The sequence below is a fragment of the Pannus brasiliensis CCIBt3594 genome, from assembly GCF_036688125.1.
In the GTDB taxonomy this organism is placed as follows: domain Bacteria; phylum Cyanobacteriota; class Cyanobacteriia; order Cyanobacteriales; family Microcystaceae; genus Pannus; species Pannus brasiliensis.
The window spans coordinates 1-17,625 of the sequence record NZ_JBAFSM010000042.1 but is presented as its reverse complement, the minus strand read 5'-3'; the positions used below and the strand labels follow the sequence as shown (position 1 = coordinate 17,625).

Sequence of the window (17,625 nt, the reverse complement as noted above, 5' to 3'; positions counted from 1 at the left end):
TAAAAATGGCTCTCTTGGGAACCCGGCGATCACTCTAGCTGGCGATCCGTGAAAACCAAGTATGTCAATACTTAAAAGCGAACCTATCAATATAATATGGCGTATCAAATTATACTTTTTTCACCCCATATCCAAGAGATCCCTTCGGTTTAAAAACAGAACTCTATAATTAAAGCGATTCTAGTGCGATTATCTCCTCGATCGAGGAAAGATACGCGAACGCGGAACCCATGCACAATAAAGCGGCGGCCTCGTATTCGGGACTACTTCCGGCGATCGCGTCGCGGGGAACGATCGCGCGATAATCGAGATTGCGAGCGCTTAAAACGGTACTCAACACGCAAACCTGAGCCAATACCCCGCAACAGATCAGATTCTCGATCCGCTTCGATCGCAGAAATAAATCGAGTTCCGTTCCCGCGAAACAATCGTAACGCCGTTTATTGATTAAATAATAATCTTCCGGTCGCGCGTCCAGTCCATCCGTCAATTCAGATCCTGGCGTTCCTTCCAAACAGTGAACCGGTTCGTATTCTAATTCAATTCCGAAATCGCTTTTGTCCGATCGATGCATTTCTCTCGTGAAAATAATCGGAATTTCCTGTAATCTCGCCCAAGCGATCAGCCGATTGATTTTTTCGACTAATTCCCGTCCGCCAGGAGTTTCCAAAACCGCCCCGACATCGATAAAATCCCTTTGCATATCGATCACCAGTAGAGCCGTATTGGTGGAATGGATTTTATTTTTCGGGATCGATCGAGTGAGAGTATCCATGTTTTCTTGCGGTAATTAATTTTTTTTTAAGTAGTTACTTTTGGGGTGAACCAAATTTTTTAGCAATCATTATAATTTATAATTGTTCAAATTCATCAATACTTAATCCAGCCTGTCTTAAAATACTGCCAATCGTACCGGGAGCGATTTCTTTGTGATTGGGAACGATCGCGGTTCGCCTTCCCTCCGGGGTTTCTTTGGCAAATTTGACATGACTTCCCTTCTGCCCGATTACCTGAAAACCTGCCGCCTCTAACTTTCTTTTGACTTGACGAAAAGGTAAGGGTTTAAGCGGCATCGATTTCTACCTCGATCTTCTGTAATTTCGGCACGATCGTGGCACAAGGCGGTTCAAAATATAATTCTAACGCTTCTTGAAGATTGCTTAACGCTTCCTCTTCATTTCTTCCCTGACTTGCGATATCTATCTCCAAACATTGGGCGACAAACCAATCCCCTTCTTGGAAAACTCGCGCGGTAAATGATTGTTTCATCTCGCTCTCCCGTTTACGAATACCGAATACAGACACATTTGTAAAAAAGTTCAAACCAACGATCGACCCGTGGAATCTTCATCCATATACAGGCGAATTATACGCGTGAAATTCGCCCCGATCGATGTAACACTTCCAATCGCTCACTTTCCTCTTCTTCCCTCGCGATATCCGCTTCTATCTCCGCTTGATTGGCGTGATAATACGTCAGGGCCGCATAAACTTGGGCTAGGCTCAGATGAGGGATTTCATCGGCGATCTGTTCTGGTTGATAACCCTGTTTATACCAGATCACCACTCGACGCACCGTAACCCCGGTTCCCGCGATAATCGGACAACCGCCATGAATTTTCGGGTCTCGATCGAGTAACGCGCCGATATCGATAACAGTGGACATACTCTTACTCTCTAAAACGAACGGAAAGCGATCGAGAAATCACTTCTTTCGAGGATTTCTGTCCCCAATGTACCATGACTCTCTCGCGGGGCGATCGAACCCCGAATTCCCTCATCGTCGAGATCGCCCCAACTTTGAAGCTCATCTAAAGTTTACGGGGTCGCGGGAAAATTCACGACTAAGATCGGCAGATAGCAGGACGCGATCGGAGCCGATCCCTAGAGAGAATCGGAATGATAGAACGCTGTACCGTCCCCCAACGAGGATTTTAATCTATGGTAACTACCGCTTCCTTTCCCATTCCCGAACACACGCTCGATCGAGACTGTACCACGCTTTCCCGTCACGTCCTCCAACAATTGCAAAGTTTTTCCGCGGACGCGCAGGATCTCAGCGCCATTATGAACCGGATCGCGCTCGCGGGGAAATTGATCGCCCGTCGTCTCAGTAGAGCCGGATTGATGGCGGATGTCCTCGGTTTCACGGGAGAAACCAACGTACAAGGCGAATCGGTCAAAAAAATGGACGTTTTCGCGAACGAGGTCTTTATCTCCGTTTTCAAACAAAGCGGTCTCGTCTGCCGTCTGGCCTCGGAGGAAATGGATAACCCCTACTATATCCCCGAAAACTGTCCGATCGGACGCTATACCCTACTTTACGACCCGATCGATGGTTCCTCCAACGTCGATATCGACCTCAACGTGGGATCGATTTTCGCCATCCGACAACAGGAAGGGGACGATACCGACGGTGACGCGCGGGATTTACTGCAAAACGGACGGAAACAGATCGCGGCCGGCTATATTCTCTACGGGCCGGCGACCATGCTGGTGTATTCGATCGGTCGCGGCGTTCATTCCTTCGTTCTCGATCCCAGTTTAGGCGAATTTATCCTCGCGCAAGAGAATATTTCTATTCCCCCCCACGGGCCGATTTATAGCACCAACGAGGGCAATTTCTGGCAGTGGGACGAGGCGATTCGCGACTATACCCGGTACGTTCACCGTCACGAGGGATATACCGCGCGATATAGCGGCGCGCTCGTCGGTGATATCCATCGAATTTTACTACAGGGTGGCGTATTTCTCTATCCCGGTACGGTGAAAAACCCGCGGGGAAAATTGCGCTTGCTTTACGAGACCGCGCCGCTCGCTTTTTTAATCGAACAAGCCGGGGGACGCGCGAGCGACGGACGGGAAAACTTATTAGATATCGTTCCCGACAAGCTTCACACCCGAACCCCATTAATAATTGGTAGCATGGAAGATGTAAAACTCGTCGAATCTTTCATCGCCGATCGAGATCGCCGCGATTTTGAAACTCGACAATAAGTAACGCGGGTTGCTAGTTAGGATAACCGAGATTCGAGGGCTATTCCGATAACGATTCCAATCGTCACTCACTCGGATAAAGCCGACTCGATCTCGGAAAAATTCCCGTTCTATTTCAGTCCGTTTCAACGAACTTTAGATAGAGATCGAGGAAGAAATTTCCCGACGGATAGTAACTAGCGACTCGAAAAATAGAAGGAAGCCCGACCATTCATCCGCTTTACAAACGACAGGAGATAGTATCTCATGACCGTTAGCAATCCTATTTTCGAGATCGAACAAACCTACGGACAAAGTATCTGGATGGATAATCTCAGCCGGGATGTCCTTCAGTCCGGGGAATTACAAAGAATGATCGATACCCGCGGCATCGTCGGGATCACTTCTAATCCCGCGATTTTTGAAAAAGCCATTAAAGGGAATAAAATCTACGACACGGATATCGAGGCGGGAATCCGCGCGGGTAAACCGATTTTAGAAATCTACGAATCTCTCGTTTTCGAGGATATCCGCAACGCCTGCGATATTCTCCGTCCCGTCTACGAAAAAAGTAACGGTTTAGACGGTTATGTGAGTATCGAGGTCACGCCGACGATCGCGAACGATACCGCGAAAACGATCGCCGAAGCGAAACGCTATTTTACCACGCTAGATCGCCCGAACGTGATGATTAAAATTCCCGGTACGCGCGAGGGATTACCCGCGGTCGAGGAATCGATCTATCAGGGGATCAACGTGAATGTTACCCTACTCTTTTCCGTGGAGAGTTATATTGATAGCGCGTGGGCGTATATTCGGGGATTAGAAAAACGCGCCGCCGAGGGAAAAGATATTAGTAAAATCGCCTCGGTCGCCAGTTTCTTTCTCAGTCGTATCGATACCAATATCGACCATCGGATTCACGAGAAATTAACCGGGGTCGATCGCATCGAGCGGAAAGTGAAATTACTAGAGGTAAAAGGCAAAGTCGCCATCGCCAACGCCAAGATCGCCTATCAGAAATCGAAAGAAATCTACGCGAGCGATCGATGGAAAGCTCTCGCGGAAAAAGGCGCGAAAGTGCAACGACTTCTCTGGGCGAGTACGGGAACGAAAAACCCCGAATATAGCGATGTAATGTACGTGGACGAGTTAATCGGCCGCGATACGATCAATACTCTCCCGCCCGCCACGATCGAGGCCTGCGCGGATCACTGTCATCCGGGCGATCGCATTGAAAGCCATGTCGAGTTAGCCTACAATTTAATCGAGAACTTGCAAGATCCCGATATCGATATCGACCTCGACGCGGTGATGGAAGAGTTACTACTCGACGGCATCGAGAAATTCGTCACACCCTTCCAGTCGCTCCTGAATTCCCTAGAGGAAAAGGCGCGAAAATTAGCCCCCGTGTAGAAACGTAAAAACAACCCGGAAACGTAAAAAAAATCTATAGAATTCGCGGGAGACGGCGCGAGAGAAGTTCGGGAAATCGAGATTCGATCGCTCCTGACTCCCGAAATTCCCGTCTTTTTCCCGAGGGGGCGATCGAGTGATTTTTCGCCCCCCGCGCTCTCTAACGATCATCAAATCTAAATATTTTCCCCGCTCCCCGCTTAAATATTCTCGCTAGACTGAAAAGTAATGCAGGAACCAAAGAAAATCCTATGGTAACGTTACTTGAAAACCCTTTCCGCGTGGGATTACAGCAGGAAAGAATCCCGGAACCCCTTATTTTAGTTATTTTTGGAGCGTCAGGAGACCTAACCCAACGAAAACTCGTTCCCGCTCTCTATCAAATGAAAAAAGAACGACGACTCCCGGCGGAACTCACCATCGTCGGTACGGCGCGGCGCGAATGGAGTCACGACTATTTTAGAGAGCAGATGCGTAAGGGCATCGAGGAATTTTCCGACGGCATCGGGAGCGAGGAACTGTGGCAAGACTTCGCCGAGGGATTGTATTATTTCCCCGGCAACATGGAAGATCCCGAGAGTTACGAGAAAATGAAGGTTTTTCTCAAAGAATTGGACGGGAAACGGGGAACTCGGGGCAATCGCGTTTTCTATCTCGCGGTATCTCCCAACTTCTTCCCGCCGGGGATTAAAAACCTCGGCGCGGCCGGAATGCTCGCCGACCCGATGAAACAGCGCCTCGTCATCGAGAAACCCTTCGGCAAGGATCTCACCTCCGCGCGCAGTCTCAACCAAGTGGTACAGGAGGTCTGTCAGGAAAACCAAGTTTATCGCATCGACCACTATCTAGGGAAAGAAACCGTCCAGAATTTGCTCGTTTTCCGCTTCGCCAACGCCATTTTCGAGCCACTGTGGAATCGTCAGTTCGTCGATCACGTCCAGATTACCGTCGCGGAAACCGTCGGGGTCGAGGATCGGGCCGGTTACTACGAGAAATCCGGCGCGCTCCGGGATATGGTGCAGAATCACCTGATGCAGTTGTTCTGTCTGACGGCGATGGAACCCCCCAACGCGCTCGACGCGGACAGCATTCGCGGGGAGAAAGTGAAAGTCCTGCAAGCGACTCACCTCGCGGACATCCACAACCTCGATAAATCCGCCGTCCGGGGACAGTACAAAGCCGGATGGATGCAAGGAAAACCCGTCCCCGGCTATCGCGAGGAAACGGGGGTCAGTCCGGACTCGACCACCCCGACCTACGTGGCGATGAAGCTGATGGTGGATAACTGGCGCTGGCAGGGTGTGCCGTTCTATATGCGTACCGGAAAACGCCTGCCGAAAAAAGTGTCCGAGATCGCCATTCAATTCCGGGAAGTCCCGTTACTGATCTTTCAATCCGTCGCCCATCAAACGAACGCCAACGTTCTCAGTATGCGGATTCAACCGAACGAGGGGATCGCGCTACGATTCGAGGCGAAAATGCCCGGCGCGGAATTGCGTACCCGTACCGTCGAGATGGATTTTAGTTACGGTTCCTCTTTCGGGGCGACCGGCGCCGACGCGTACTATCGCCTTCTCCTCGACGCGATGTTGGGGGATCAAACCCTTTTCACCCGTTCCGACGAGGTAGAGGAAGCCTGGCGCGTGGTGACTCCCGCCCTGGCCGCCTGGGACGCGCCCGCCGATCCCGCGTCCGTCCCCCAATACGAGGCGGGAACCTGGGAACCGACGGAAGCGGAATTTTTGATCAACCGCGATGGTCGTCGTTGGAGAAGATTGTAAACGGGGAGGAGACAGGAGACAGTAGCCCCGACTCCTGACTCCCGACTCCCGACTCCCGATCGCGCGAAATTTTAACTGTACTCATACGAGTGATTATGACTACTCAAACGCCTCCCCTGGTTTCTTTGCAAGCACCGAAAGATGTATCGATCGATTTTATCGAGAGCGAACTGCGCTCCATCTGGCAGGTGTATAACGGGAACGATAACAGTATCGCCGCCACGCGAGCGGCCACTTTTAGCTTTATCGTCTACGAACCCGACGCGGCGCAACAATTGATGGCCGCGCTGGGATATTACACCGGCCCCATCGACGGGATCGCCGGCCCGCGCACCAACGCCGCGATCAAATCGGCTCAAAAAGCTTTCGGACTGGAAGTGACGGGGGTATCGAACGAAGCGTTCTTGACCCGATTGAAAGCGGAACTGGACAGGGCGAAAGTCGATGGAACCTTGCACCCGTCTACGGCGATGACCGCGAAACATTACACCCCGGATCTGGAGGGAATCGGTATCGCCGACGCGATCGCCGCCTCCAATCCCTGCCGGATTATCACCCTCTGTCCTACCGCGGAGGAGGATGAGGGGGTGAAGGTGCAGGTGTCGGCCTATTGTCCGGTGAACAAGCGATCGCAAAATACTCTCGTCTGTTGCGAGTACGTCAATCTCCGGGGAACCGCCGCCGCGCTCGATCGGATCGGCGGGATTATCGCCGAGTTAACAATCCCGGAACTGCCGAAATTCCTCTGGTGGAAAGCCACTCCCGAAACCGAATTCGGTCTGTTCAAGCGTCTTTCCAGTTTGGTGGACACGGTGATCGTCGATTCCAGTACCTTCCGCGATCCGGAAACGGCTCTGTTCCAAAATGGGGAGATGTTGGACAAAGGGATTCCCCTCGCCGATCTCAACTGGGGGCGGTTGGCTCCGTGGCAGGAACTCACCGCCGAGGCGTTCGATCCGCCGGAAAGACGCGGCGCGGTTCTGGAGATCGATCGGGTGACGATCGATTACGAGAAAGGTAATCCCGCTCAGGCCTTGATGTATCTCGGTTGGATGGCCAGCCGCCTGCAATGGAAACCGGTCGCTTATAGCCACGAGGACGGCGATTACGATCTCCGTCGCGTCACCCTGGCCGCGCCCGATCAACGCTCGATCGAGGTGGAATTAGCCGGGGTTCCCGTGGCCGATTGGGGTTCGGTTCAGGGCGACCTGATCAGTCTGAAACTCGGTTCCAGCAACCTCCAGGCCGATTGCTGTACGGTACTCTGCTCGGAAACCACCGGCTGTATGCGGATGGAAGCCGGCGGAGGGGCGCAATCGTGCCGGATACAACAGGTTTCCTCGCTCGCGGATCAGAAAACGGAAACCCTCCTCGGTAAACAGTTACAGCGCTGGGGTCAGGATGTTCTCTACGAGGAAAGCATGAAGGTGACTTCGGCGATCCTGAAACTCGCGCGAGAGGAATAGAAATCCGCACCCGAACCCGATCGATCCCCCTATTTTTCCCCTTCCTCGGAAATTTAGGGGGATTCTCGTATCGGGGGAACCGGTCTCGATCGATCCGAAACCCACTTCACTCGATGTTTCCGGATGGTGAACCGTCTGCCAGTTCATTTTCGAGGATCTAAAAACTTTCAAAGCTGGAATATTATACGATAAATAGGTTTTTTAAAAAATTACCGATAATATTCTTGATGATTCCTCCTGATTTCTGTACGGGCGGGTTTTGTTGTCAAGATAACGCTTCTCACTAATCGGTCGGCTAAACCCGCCCCCACGACTGAACCACGCGACAATTTTTGAATTCCGAACCTAGGCTATGATGTCATAAATTCCCGTCCGGGCAGGAATTCGGACAAAATGGGCGCGAAAGAAAATTTTCCCGATCGCTCTCGCTCGCGATCGGGAAAAGAGCGCTATTTTGGAATAGCCCGGTTTTCGAGATATCGAGTTATCTTGCCAGTAGGGGTTTTCGCGAAGCCCGCGCGATCGGCTCGTTATCCTTTGCCGGAAAACGTTTAGAGTTGATGGAGAAATTGACATGATCCCGCGTCGAATTCAAGCCCTAGTTCTGACTACCGTGATTCTCGCGAGCGCCGTACCCGCCGTCATGGCGAGCCGACAAGCGGCGATCGATAGTGTCCGATCGTCCACCCAGGTGTTTACCGGGAAAGTGTCGGAATCCCAGAAAATTCCCAAATCCGTGCTAGAAAAAGCCGTGGCGATCGCCATTATTCCCGATGTGATCAAAGCCGGGTTTATCTTGGGCGGAACCCGCGGCGCGGGGGTCTTGGTCGCCCGCGAAGCGTCGGGAAAATGGAGTAATCCCGCCTTCGTCACCCTGACCGGCGGGAGTGTCGGTCTACAGGTCGGCGCGCAATCGAGCGACGTGATCATGGTTTTTAACACGAAAAAGAGTTTAGAGAAAGCTTTAGCGCAAGATTTCAGTCTCGGAGGGAGTGTCAGCGGTTCCGCGGGCCCGACCGGTGCCAACCCGGTGACAGCTACCTCGACCGTGCCGGATGTCTATACCTACGTTCGCAATCGAGAGGGCTTATTCGGCGGGGTCTCTCTACAGGGAATTAAACTAGCGATCGATGAAAGTCGAAACGCGGAATTTTACGGCAAGCCCGGCATCACGACCCAGCAGATTTTCGCGGGCGAGGTCAGAGTCCCGGAGGCGGCTTCTTTGCGGCAGACTTTAAACCGCTACGCCCCCGCGCCATAAATCTCTCGGAATATCGGGGTTCGCCGGGCCGTACCGGATCTCTCGATTCAGGACGGACATCCGCGCCCGATCGCTCGCCACGCCCGAATTCGTCTCGACCCGAATCCGGAAAACCGGGATCACTCGATCACGAATTCGAGCGTTTGACCGCGCGAATTGCCGAAACGGATCTGCAATCCCGATCGAAGCCGCGTTTCTTGGTGGTGAACCGTCTGCCAGTTCCCATCGTGACTAATAAATGTACCTAAACGGGAAAAATCACGCAAATAGTATTGATATTTTCCCCTTTCTTCTACCTTACGACAGATGATTTCCCCGTGACGTTTACTGACCCACTGGTCGGGGAGAATGACATCATTGTCCGCGAGTCGTCCCACCCGCAGTAATCCCCCGCGAACGCGCCAGACCCGATCGGGACCCTCCAGCGAGCGCAGGTACGCGGGGGGCAGGGTCGCGCCGCTATCCGGTAATCGCGTGATCCCCTCGTCGGCGGATTGAAGTAAACACCCGTCGAAATCGGGGTGCATATAGAGGATCGGTAGCGTCCAGGCGGGTTGATTGTACTTGTAGAGCGTGAGTAACTGCTGACGGGCGAACCGGAGCGCGTGATCGATCGGGAGCCGTCGCGCGAGGCCGCGGGTGAAGGTTTCGATAAAACTCAACGCCTCTCGATCGGCGATCGCGTCCCGCATGGCGACCACCGAGGGAACCCCGTGATGGATCAGCACTTCCGCCAAACTACTGCGATCGAGCGTTTTCCCGTTCGATCGCGCGGGATACGCCCCCCAACAGGCGTTAAATACCGCCAGCGTCACCCGATTCCTCACTAAAGCCCCGGCTAATTCCGTCCCGTTTAACCGCTCGTCCGAGCGCGGAAACAGCGTTCCCCCGTTCGGCGCGGCCATCCCGTGACCCGCGTAAAAAAAGGCGTTGTAATTCCCCGTATCGAGGGCGCGGGTGAGTTCTGCCGCGGTCGGCCGGATCAGGGGATCGACTCTCACCGGGACCGGGGAATCCGAGAGATTTTCCCCTTCCTCGATAATTCCCTGGACGAGTCGGGCCGCTTCTATCTCTAGCTGAAGGCGATCGGACGGTTTATTATCACCGAGAACGAGCAATATATCGAGAGAGTCGGTTAGTTTTAGCGGGAAAAGGGGATCGACATCGCTCGTGGTACGGCTGAAAAGTGTTCGCGGACTCAGGCCGATCGCCTGCCTCCCCGCCTCGGCCTGCATGATCTCCCACGGCAAGAGGAGTAAAGCGGGATCGCGGATTTCCAGACGCGCGCGCAGGGGTCGATCTTTGCCCATCGCGATCCCCTGACTCCGGGCCAGACTCTCGGCGATCGACGCTTGAAATAACCAGCGCCACAGCCCGATCCCGAGATTCTGCATCAATTGACCCCCGTAACTTCCCGCTTCGATCGGGAAAGCGATCGGGACTTCCACCGATGAATTCGCGACCGGTGGGGGTACACTTTCTTGCAGACAGAACATTTCCTGCCACGCCATCCAGAGCGCGGTTAACTCGGCCGTCCACGGACAATCGTGATGCACGTATCCCCCCGGTACGGGCGCTCGCGTCACCCAACGGGCGAAACGATCGACCTCGACCGACTCCAACCGGGCGATCGCTATACTGAAACCGGGAATTCCATCGTCATTCATCGACATCTCGCGGGAAAGTCTATTCACGCCTATTTTATCCGAACTTATCAACAATTCTTTCCCGGATCGGGTAGCCAGTCGATATCGAGTAAGCGATCGAGCGGGTAGGGACACTCGATCGGGAAAACCGACGCGGACAGACGAGTTTTTTTCCGAACGTTCCGAACCGCGTCCTGATAGATAATCGGGTTTCGGCGCGCGAGATAATTGCGGAGATTCGTCGTTAAATACAAATTTAAATCCGTCCGAAAGGTATCGATTTCTGATTCGCGGTGATCTTGATTATATTCTCGCTCGGTCGTCCAATATTCGATCAGGAGCAGATGGATAATAATTTGTCGTAATAAACTTTCAACCCTGTGTTTTTTTCACTGCCCAAATCTTCTAACTCCTCGATCAAGTTTTCTAGATCTAGTTCCTCGAACCTTCTCGCTTTTAACCGCTCGATCGTTTCCTCAAGCCAGAGGGAATCATCGATTTCATAAAGAGTTTTTAAATCGGTAACGACGCTCATGAATTTCTACCTCCTTTTCGTATCAGGAAACCAGTAGACAGCACAATTCGACAATTTTCGTCTGGAGGGTCGAGAGGGGTTCCGCACCGCGTTTGAGACTATATTCTAGTTCGAGCAGGAGCGATAGGGTGGCGAGTAATTGTTTCGAGGAAAAAGATTGGATTTCCTTACGAATAAAATACAGTCGTTTCGGGTTGGCGATATCGGCGGCAGAGGCGATCGCTTTCTCGTCTTTTTCCCCTTCCTCTATTTTTAACTTAACGATCGCCCACGTCCGGAACTGCCCGACTAAAGTAGCCGTGATACTTAACGCGTTCTCGTTCCGATTCAGCAGTTCCGACACCAATTCGAGCGCTTTTCCCGTCTCCCGTTTTAAAATCGCGCTCGCCAGTTGTAAACTACTTTGACCGGTGGAATTCACCAATCGTATAACGTCGTTTTTGTCAATAGCGGAACTGGAATTATTTTTAAACAGATGTAATTTTTCCAACTCCATCCAGAGCAGACGCGAGTTATTACCCACCGATTCCGCGAGAACCTCGATCGCGTCGGGAGTCAGTTTCACCCCCACTTCCTTGGCGATTTCCCGCACCCGCGCGGCGATTTCCTCGACTTTCCAGGGAGGTATCGGCGAGAATTCCTGTACTTCCGCGTGAGCTTGGATGAATTTGGTGGATTTGAGTCGGGAATCGGGCTTTTTCGAGCTAGTGAGCAGGAGATAGGAAGTATCGGGAATATTCGGTAGGGTTCGCTGTAATTCCTTGAGAACATCTTCCGGACATTGCTGACAGATGCCCGTGTCCGCTAACCAGACGAGACGGCCCCCGGTTCCGAAAACGGGTGTCATAGCCTGTTCGAGCGCCTCGATCGCCGAATCCACCCGATCACCCGTGATTTTGTGATAATTAAACGATATCCAGTTCGGATCGAGAACTTTATCCTGTAAGCTTTTCACCGCTCGCGCGATGGCGAAATCGTCCTCTCCCCAATAAAAATAGGTGGGCATGGTTTTCGAGGGGGTGGGAGGTGCGATCGAGATTATAGCTCGATGGCGGGTTCGATCGGCCCGAATATCTCGAAATGCTTGTTTTTAGGAACGATCGAATCGCGATGTTTCCCTCTCTTAAAATATCATAGGAACTCTCGGAAGTTGGATAAAAAGGGATAGGATACTTTTTAAATGTTGCGGTAGCCCAAAGTAACCCTATACTTGCTTTCCGAGATTCGTTAGCTAACTTTGTCATCGTGATCCTCAAGAGAACTCCACAATCACGGATTATCGATTGAATTGATGGATTGATTATTTTGTGTGGAACGACGACTCTCTAGAAAAGCTCTGTAGCCAGCCTCTGTTGCTAGTGGCATAGGTCTTGGTTTTGGTGGCATCTTGTCGTTATACTCTCTAAATTTTGTTGTCTCTTCACTATTTTCTTGAATAAATTCGTCAAATAATTCAAAAAAAGTTTCTAGGGCATCTCTTTCATCCTCAGAAGAAAATAATATAATTCTAGACCAATGCTGAGTCGATGCCCGATCGAATTTTTCCTCGATCCATTCTTGAAAACCTTCAAAAATTCTTTCTTCGGTACTTACGGGAATATCTTGTTGACGTAATGCGAAAGTATAGCCATCTAGAAAAGTGCATAAATGGCTTAAGGATCTTCTTCCTAAATATAACGCTGGGCGTTTTTTGATTTTATCGATTAGTGTAAAAAAGTCGATCATGGAAAACCTCACCAGTTATTAAAATCAATTTCGGTGATTTGAAAGCCCGTACATAAATCCATTGCGATACAGTTAAAATTTTTTAGCCACTCTTCTAGGGGCAAACCTTCAGAATGAAGATTATCGAAAACTAATTCTTGATTGTTTAGTACGACAATTATCGCAAAATGTTTTCCGTTAGTAGAGATAGTTTTTTCCAGAACCTCGTGATAAATATAGCCATATTTTCCTTTTGCATCACCCGTATAGAGTTTGATAATTTTTCCTGTTCTCGAATAAAAAAGTAAACGCTTTCGGATCGCGCTGACACATTCGGTACATTTAAATCGTCGGAATCGGCGAGCTATAGCGGTTATCTCTTGATGGAGTTCATCATCGCTTAAAATAGGCAAACCCTCTCGTGAAATCGGTTGACTTCTATTTTATCCTAGCAGAGGTAAGAAGAGAGTAACGAAATAGTATACTAACGGCGCGGTGAAAACGTAACTATCGGTTCGATCGAGAATTCCCCCGTGTCCCGGTATCAACTGCCCGGAATCCTTCACCCCCGCGTCGCGTTTCATCATCGACTCGGTGAGATCTCCTAATAAACTGACCACCCCGATTAATAACCCTAAAATTAATCCGGTAAATTCCCAATAAGGCCAGTGTAAATACCACGCGCCTAACTCCGCGATGCCCACACTACCGAGAATCCCGAAAATCGTTCCCTCTACCGTCTTTTTCGGGCTAATCGACGATAAGCTCGTTCTCCCTAGCCATTTTCCCATGATATACGCGCCGATATCCGCCGCCCAGATACAACCGAAGGCGAGAAACGTCACCGTGAGCGCGGGGGGAAATAATCGCGGCTCTACCCACGATTCCGGCCAGTATCCCATGAACGGGAGATTACTGGCGATCGCCACCGGGGGATTCTCACCAGCAAAACCCACCCGTAAGCGAATCCAGTAACTCGGTAGATAGCCCCCGTAAAACAATCCGAGAATCGAGGTGGATATATCGGCGATCGTCGCCATTTTCGGCTGGAATAGCAGGTAAAAACAGATTAACGCGCCCGCGAGGGGAAACATCGCGTCGGTGATCGGAGAAGCGAGAGCGGCAGTGATTAACAGCAATTGCGAGACGACGAGGGTGGTTTTAGCGGCGGGTTCGATACCTTTCGCCCGAACCAATCGAAAATACTCTAATTGTCCCAAAAACACGATCACGCCTAACCCTAGGGTGAAGTACCAGCCACCGATGATAATAATCCCTAACGCGAGGACGATAGCGACGATAGCGCTGACAATACGAGGCCAAGGCATGGTAAATCCGGGTAAATTAGGCGGGAGCGAGAATAATTATACGCGATTAAGAAAACCTTATGAAAGGTTATCGTTATACTAAAACTTATCGCCACTGAGAATAAACATCGGATCGACGGCGGCGAAAACTTGGTGAATTCCCCTCGTTTCCAGGCGATTCACGGCCGCTTGCACGATCTCTATATTCCGGGCCTGTAACTCGGAAAAGCCCTCGGAGAATTGATAGAGGGTTTCTAGATTGCCCGCGGTGGCCACGATGCGACCGTCGGGTTGTAAATAGCGCCAGATTTCTTGTAGGAGGGTTTTAATCGGTTTGCCACCCTCGATACAGACCCGATCGGGTAAAGGTTGTAATTTTTCTAAACAGTCCGGCGCGCTCCCTTCAAAAACCGTTACATTTTTCACCCCGAATCGATCGCAATTCCGACGGATCAGACTCGCTACTTCTTCATCGCGTTCGACGGCGATAATCGGGCTAGAAGGACATAATAAACCCAGTTCCACGGGAATCGTTCCCGTTCCCGCCCCGATATCCCAAACAACCGCCCCGTCCGATAGCCGCAAGGCGGATAGAATCAACAATCTCACTTCCCGCTTACTCAAAGGGATACCGGGTAAGCGTTCAAAGCGATCGTCGGGAATACCGGGCGTTTTATACGACCAAGACATGGGAATTTATTCGCGGGGAGAGATCCGCTAACCTTCCACTATAAGGCATTTTCCCGCGCGCCTGTCAAGATCTATCGCGCCGAAAAAAAGAATTTTTTAACAAAAGAAAAACTGGGGTAGTGTCACAGAAATCCCTATGGATCGATCACTTTCGATCCCGGAAAAATCGTGCTAGATTATCGGAAATCACTTTGTGATTGAGAGTTCATTAGTTGTCCCTTCTTTCATCCCTAGGCTCGATCGATCCTCGAAAAAGAGAATAGGGATGAAGGGCTTTTACTCGCGGGTTACGCTACGAATCCCGCCCGATTGTCCCGTTCGATTGAAAGTTCGATCGAGCGGATATAGTCATTTATCCCGGTAAGACCGCGATACACTCGATCTCGACGAGGACATCTTTCGGGAGACGGGACACTTCCACGCAGGCTCTCGCGGGAGCGGTTTCCGAGGGGAAATACCGGGCGTACACCGCGTTCATCGCCGTAAAATTTTGTAGATCCGAGAGAAAAACACTCGTTTTGACGACATTCTCCCAACCCGCGCCGGCCGCTTCTAAAATCCCCTGTAAATTGGCCATCACCCGTTCGGTTTGAAGCGCGATATCATCGCCACCGACGATCTCCCCGGTCGCGGGATCGAGGGGAATCTGTCCGGCTACGAAGAGGAAACCGTTAGCGGCGATCGCTTGATTGTAAGGCCCGACGGGAGCGGGGGCGTTGTCAGTACGGATAACTTTTTTGGTCATAGAAGGTACGGTGAAAAGGAAAATTTCGCGGGGCGATCGGGAGACACAATTTACAAATCCCGAAATCATTCCCTAAAATCCATAATTATCATATTTTGTACACGGGCGAAAAGCTTATGGAAGGTTCGCGGTCAAATCCAACGATCGGGGATCGGCTCTAAAAGAAGTTGGATCGCTTCTTTAAGATTAGCGATCGCTTCTTCTCGGGTGTCTCCACAAGAAGAAATATAATTTAATGCCGGACAGGTCGCTGAAAAAGCTTGGACTTCTTCATCCCACTCTAATATCGCTCGTATAATCATGGATTTTTTCGGTTAACCCATCATCAACACATAAAATCATATCACATTGGATAGCGATCGCCGTTCTGGTAGGACGCGCCCTTCGAGATCGATCGCCATTACAAGAGAGCCGGTTTTTCGATCAATTTTGTTGAGTTTGGTTGTGTTCGACCGATGTACATCCCAACTCGATTCTTAAACCTGTTTTAAGAATTACCGAGGTTGTAAAAGCCAAGATTAATATAAAATCGAATAAGTATAGGGTAGGTGAAGTAGATTTCTTCCTTTCGAGAATTCTTTTGCCAGCCTCTCGACGTATGGGATTCATCGTTATCTCTCGATCTCTCGCTCTGCTGAACCTTTGTGGATCAAACAGTTCGCCTAACTTTTCAAATAGCTTATTATATTTTGGTCAACTCATACTTATGAAAGAATTTCATATATCCAAAACAATTAGTGATTGTTTGATTATTAATGAAAAATGTTTGGTGCTAGTTTTTGAGCTAATAAAACAAAATTATGAAGAAATAACAATTAAAGCTGAGTGTTCAAATGGACTCACGATAGAAACCGATGACATCAATGATATAATTAATCATGACAACACGAATCAATATAAAATAATTATAATTATTATTCAAGCTTTAAAAAAAGAAAAATCACCTATTAAAACAACTGAAAATTTAAAGATAACGATTGGATCAGAACAGACTTCTTTGCTGTTTCTTGATTTCAATCAAAAAACAGCAAGCCTAGATCTAGAATCCATCTCCGAAAAAAATATTCTTTATATATCGAGAAAATTGGAAGAATACCTACTTGATTGTAGACCTTGGTATAATTATCTTGCCAAAACAAATTTTTCTAATTTTATCTCTTATATATTTCCTGTATTTATATTTTTTATAACAGTAGTTGTGTTGTTTTTTAAAAACAGTTATATTTATAACATTTTATTTAACATTTTATTGGCAAATATTGTTACTTTGCTGGGTATAAATTTTTTAAATTTTATTAATTTTATTTTTTATGGTCTTATAATTTGTATCTGTCCTCCTTTTTCAATTCTCAAAAAATCTAGAAAGTTTAACCATTATCTGTTTCCCAAAATTTACTTTCTTATAGGCAATCAAAAAGAACAGTATAAAAAAATAGAAGCTCGTAGAAATCAATTTCTTCAGATTTTGGCGATTTCTATTGTTCTATCTTTTATTCTAGGGCTATTAGTTAATTATATTTCTGCTAAATGGTTTTAACCGTATTTCTACTAAATGGTTACATCTTTAAAAGTCCCCTAGATAGTTGTTTAGTTTTACTTTATTTAACCCGACTTACGATTTTAAACAGCTTAAAATTTCGTAACAAGTAATAATACTAATACTGAGATAACCGTATTGATTCAGATAAGCGGTAAACCGAGCGACAACATTGGGATGATTCCGAAAGAAAAGAGAAAGAATATCAGTGTCAATCAAGGATGGTTTCATGATTTCTTCTCTCCGTAAAGGCTCGCTGACGACGCGACATTATTTCCTCCGCGAATCCATTAAATTCCTCTTCGGTTAAATCATTCCAACTTCCCGCGAACTTTAGCGTATTTTGTACATTAGCCTGTGGTTTTTCTACAGATAATCTCAACTGATGAATCATTTGATAAATTCGTTCTAACTCCGTATCGGGAAGTAAGCGGATCTCTTCGAGCAATTCATTTCTTAATTGAGCGGGATTCACGGTTTTTATCCTCCGGGTCGATCGACTCTATTATATCGCTCTTTTATCACTCTAGGGTCGGGGAAGATAGAAACCTCGCGGAAAGA

At 49.2% G+C, this 17,625-nt stretch carries 20 protein-coding genes and 1 pseudogene; 6 read left to right on the top strand and 15 right to left on the bottom strand.

Annotated elements, in window-relative coordinates:
• Window positions 1-169: 169 nt before the first annotated feature.
• The 5 genes from V0288_RS18675 to V0288_RS18655 all read right to left on the bottom strand — a co-directional run bounded on the left by V0288_RS18675 (window position 170) and on the right by V0288_RS18655 (window position 1,811).
• Window positions 170-775 carry a cysteine hydrolase family protein gene (locus tag V0288_RS18675; RefSeq protein WP_332866668.1) on the bottom strand — a complete coding sequence of 202 codons (606 nt, stop codon included), beginning with the start codon at window positions 773-775 and terminating at the stop codon, window positions 170-172.
• Between the two features lie 76 nt (window positions 776-851).
• The gene (locus tag V0288_RS18670) at window positions 852-1,073 is read right to left on the bottom strand and encodes a type II toxin-antitoxin system HicA family toxin (RefSeq protein WP_332866667.1); all 222 of its coding nucleotides are present in this window, start codon (window positions 1,071-1,073) and stop codon (window positions 852-854) included.
• On the bottom strand, window positions 1,063-1,269 hold the full coding sequence (locus tag V0288_RS18665) for a type II toxin-antitoxin system HicB family antitoxin (RefSeq protein WP_332866666.1): 207 nt from the start codon (window positions 1,267-1,269) through the stop codon (window positions 1,063-1,065). Before V0288_RS18665 ends, V0288_RS18670 begins: the two co-directional genes overlap by 11 nt.
• A 97-nt stretch (window positions 1,270-1,366) precedes the next feature.
• A complete protein-coding gene (locus tag V0288_RS18660; RefSeq protein ID WP_332866665.1) occupies window positions 1,367-1,666 on the bottom strand; it encodes a DUF433 domain-containing protein in 300 nt (99 codons plus the stop codon).
• A 4-nt stretch (window positions 1,667-1,670) separates the two neighbouring features.
• Entirely contained in the window at window positions 1,671-1,811 is a 141-nt protein-coding gene (locus V0288_RS18655) for a hypothetical protein (RefSeq protein ID WP_332866664.1), read from the bottom strand.
• 130 nt (window positions 1,812-1,941) lie between these two features.
• Here V0288_RS18655 and fbp point away from each other — a divergent pair, with 130 nt between their 5' ends.
• The 5 genes from fbp to V0288_RS18630 all read left to right on the top strand — a co-directional run bounded on the left by fbp (window position 1,942) and on the right by V0288_RS18630 (window position 8,900).
• A complete protein-coding gene (gene fbp, locus V0288_RS18650; RefSeq protein ID WP_332866663.1) occupies window positions 1,942-2,997 on the top strand; it encodes a class 1 fructose-bisphosphatase in 1,056 nt (351 codons plus the stop codon).
• A gap of 246 nt (window positions 2,998-3,243) precedes the next feature.
• The gene (gene tal / locus V0288_RS18645; protein ID WP_332866662.1) at window positions 3,244-4,392 is read left to right on the top strand and encodes a transaldolase; all 1,149 of its coding nucleotides are present in this window, start codon (window positions 3,244-3,246) and stop codon (window positions 4,390-4,392) included.
• A gap of 251 nt (window positions 4,393-4,643) precedes the next feature.
• On the top strand, window positions 4,644-6,173 hold the full coding sequence (zwf, locus tag V0288_RS18640; protein ID WP_332866661.1) for a glucose-6-phosphate dehydrogenase: 1,530 nt from the start codon (window positions 4,644-4,646) through the stop codon (window positions 6,171-6,173).
• Window positions 6,174-6,268: 95 nt separating this feature from the next.
• Window positions 6,269-7,639 carry a glucose-6-phosphate dehydrogenase assembly protein OpcA gene (gene opcA / locus V0288_RS18635; protein ID WP_332866660.1) on the top strand — a complete coding sequence of 457 codons (1,371 nt, stop codon included), beginning with the start codon at window positions 6,269-6,271 and terminating at the stop codon, window positions 7,637-7,639.
• Window positions 7,640-8,213: 574 nt separating this feature from the next.
• The gene (locus V0288_RS18630; protein WP_332866659.1) at window positions 8,214-8,900 is read left to right on the top strand and encodes a lipid-binding SYLF domain-containing protein; all 687 of its coding nucleotides are present in this window, start codon (window positions 8,214-8,216) and stop codon (window positions 8,898-8,900) included.
• Between the two features lie 119 nt (window positions 8,901-9,019).
• Here the strand turns inward: V0288_RS18630 and V0288_RS18625 are convergent, their stop codons facing one another.
• The 9 genes and pseudogenes from V0288_RS18625 to V0288_RS18585 all read right to left on the bottom strand — a co-directional run bounded on the left by V0288_RS18625 (window position 9,020) and on the right by V0288_RS18585 (window position 15,829).
• On the bottom strand, window positions 9,020-10,567 hold the full coding sequence (locus tag V0288_RS18625; RefSeq protein ID WP_332866658.1) for a CHAT domain-containing protein: 1,548 nt from the start codon (window positions 10,565-10,567) through the stop codon (window positions 9,020-9,022).
• A 47-nt stretch (window positions 10,568-10,614) separates the two neighbouring features.
• Window positions 10,615-11,081: pseudogene (locus V0288_RS18620) on the bottom strand (DUF29 domain-containing protein).
• A 22-nt stretch (window positions 11,082-11,103) separates the two neighbouring features.
• Window positions 11,104-12,087 (bottom strand): DNA polymerase III subunit delta, encoded by a 984-nt coding sequence (gene holA / locus V0288_RS18615; RefSeq protein ID WP_332866657.1) that lies wholly within the window; start codon window positions 12,085-12,087, stop codon window positions 11,104-11,106.
• A gap of 263 nt (window positions 12,088-12,350) precedes the next feature.
• A complete protein-coding gene (locus V0288_RS18610; protein ID WP_332866655.1) occupies window positions 12,351-12,806 on the bottom strand; it encodes a hypothetical protein in 456 nt (151 codons plus the stop codon).
• Between the two features lie 8 nt (window positions 12,807-12,814).
• A complete protein-coding gene (locus V0288_RS18605) occupies window positions 12,815-13,198 on the bottom strand; it encodes a papain fold toxin domain-containing protein (protein WP_332866654.1) in 384 nt (127 codons plus the stop codon).
• 30 nt (window positions 13,199-13,228) lie between these two features.
• Window positions 13,229-14,113, bottom strand: a complete 885-nt coding sequence (locus V0288_RS18600; RefSeq protein ID WP_332866653.1) for a phosphatidate cytidylyltransferase — start codon at window positions 14,111-14,113, stop codon at window positions 13,229-13,231.
• A gap of 78 nt (window positions 14,114-14,191) precedes the next feature.
• Entirely contained in the window at window positions 14,192-14,782 is a 591-nt protein-coding gene (gene cbiT, locus V0288_RS18595; protein ID WP_332866652.1) for a precorrin-6Y C5,15-methyltransferase subunit CbiT, read from the bottom strand.
• Between the two features lie 352 nt (window positions 14,783-15,134).
• Window positions 15,135-15,527: a RidA family protein gene (locus V0288_RS18590; protein ID WP_332866651.1), complete on the bottom strand. Its 393-nt coding sequence runs from the start codon at window positions 15,525-15,527 to the stop codon at window positions 15,135-15,137.
• Window positions 15,528-15,658: 131 nt separating this feature from the next.
• A complete protein-coding gene (locus tag V0288_RS18585; protein WP_332866650.1) occupies window positions 15,659-15,829 on the bottom strand; it encodes a type II toxin-antitoxin system HicB family antitoxin in 171 nt (56 codons plus the stop codon).
• A 278-nt stretch (window positions 15,830-16,107) separates the two neighbouring features.
• On the opposite strand from V0288_RS18585, the gene V0288_RS18580 reads away from it, so the two are divergent.
• Window positions 16,108-17,064: a hypothetical protein gene (locus V0288_RS18580; protein WP_332866649.1), complete on the top strand. Its 957-nt coding sequence runs from the start codon at window positions 16,108-16,110 to the stop codon at window positions 17,062-17,064.
• A 211-nt stretch (window positions 17,065-17,275) separates the two neighbouring features.
• On the opposite strand, the gene V0288_RS18575 is transcribed toward V0288_RS18580, so the two are convergent.
• Entirely contained in the window at window positions 17,276-17,539 is a 264-nt protein-coding gene (locus tag V0288_RS18575) for a protein kinase family protein (RefSeq protein WP_332866647.1), read from the bottom strand.
• Between the last annotated feature and the right edge of the window lie 86 nt (window positions 17,540-17,625).

Excerpts from the sequence above, each read along its gene's own strand:
- opcA (WP_332866660.1), top strand. The coding sequence starts at position 6,269 with ATGACTACTCAAACGCCTCCCCTGGTTTCTTTGCAAGCACCGAAAGAT.
- V0288_RS18630 (WP_332866659.1), top strand. The coding sequence starts at position 8,214 with ATGATCCCGCGTCGAATTCAAGCCCTAGTTCTGACTACCGTGATTCTC.
- V0288_RS18660 (WP_332866665.1), bottom strand. The coding sequence starts at position 1,666 with ATGTCCACTGTTATCGATATCGGCGCGTTACTCGATCGAGACCCGAAA.
- V0288_RS18585 (WP_332866650.1), bottom strand. The coding sequence starts at position 15,829 with ATGATTATACGAGCGATATTAGAGTGGGATGAAGAAGTCCAAGCTTTT.
- cbiT (WP_332866652.1), bottom strand. The coding sequence starts at position 14,782 with ATGTCTTGGTCGTATAAAACGCCCGGTATTCCCGACGATCGCTTTGAA.
- V0288_RS18600 (WP_332866653.1), bottom strand. The coding sequence starts at position 14,113 with ATGCCTTGGCCTCGTATTGTCAGCGCTATCGTCGCTATCGTCCTCGCG.
- V0288_RS18610 (WP_332866655.1), bottom strand. The coding sequence starts at position 12,806 with ATGATCGACTTTTTTACACTAATCGATAAAATCAAAAAACGCCCAGCG.
- V0288_RS18590 (WP_332866651.1), bottom strand. The coding sequence starts at position 15,527 with ATGACCAAAAAAGTTATCCGTACTGACAACGCCCCCGCTCCCGTCGGG.
- tal (WP_332866662.1), top strand. The coding sequence starts at position 3,244 with ATGACCGTTAGCAATCCTATTTTCGAGATCGAACAAACCTACGGACAA.
- holA (WP_332866657.1), bottom strand. The coding sequence starts at position 12,087 with ATGCCCACCTATTTTTATTGGGGAGAGGACGATTTCGCCATCGCGCGA.
- zwf (WP_332866661.1), top strand. The coding sequence starts at position 4,644 with ATGGTAACGTTACTTGAAAACCCTTTCCGCGTGGGATTACAGCAGGAA.
- V0288_RS18670 (WP_332866667.1), bottom strand. The coding sequence starts at position 1,073 with ATGCCGCTTAAACCCTTACCTTTTCGTCAAGTCAAAAGAAAGTTAGAG.
- V0288_RS18625 (WP_332866658.1), bottom strand. The coding sequence starts at position 10,567 with ATGAATGACGATGGAATTCCCGGTTTCAGTATAGCGATCGCCCGGTTG.
- fbp (WP_332866663.1), top strand. The coding sequence starts at position 1,942 with ATGGTAACTACCGCTTCCTTTCCCATTCCCGAACACACGCTCGATCGA.
- V0288_RS18655 (WP_332866664.1), bottom strand. The coding sequence starts at position 1,811 with ATGAGCTTCAAAGTTGGGGCGATCTCGACGATGAGGGAATTCGGGGTT.
- V0288_RS18665 (WP_332866666.1), bottom strand. The coding sequence starts at position 1,269 with ATGAAACAATCATTTACCGCGCGAGTTTTCCAAGAAGGGGATTGGTTT.
- V0288_RS18675 (WP_332866668.1), bottom strand. The coding sequence starts at position 775 with ATGGATACTCTCACTCGATCGATCCCGAAAAATAAAATCCATTCCACC.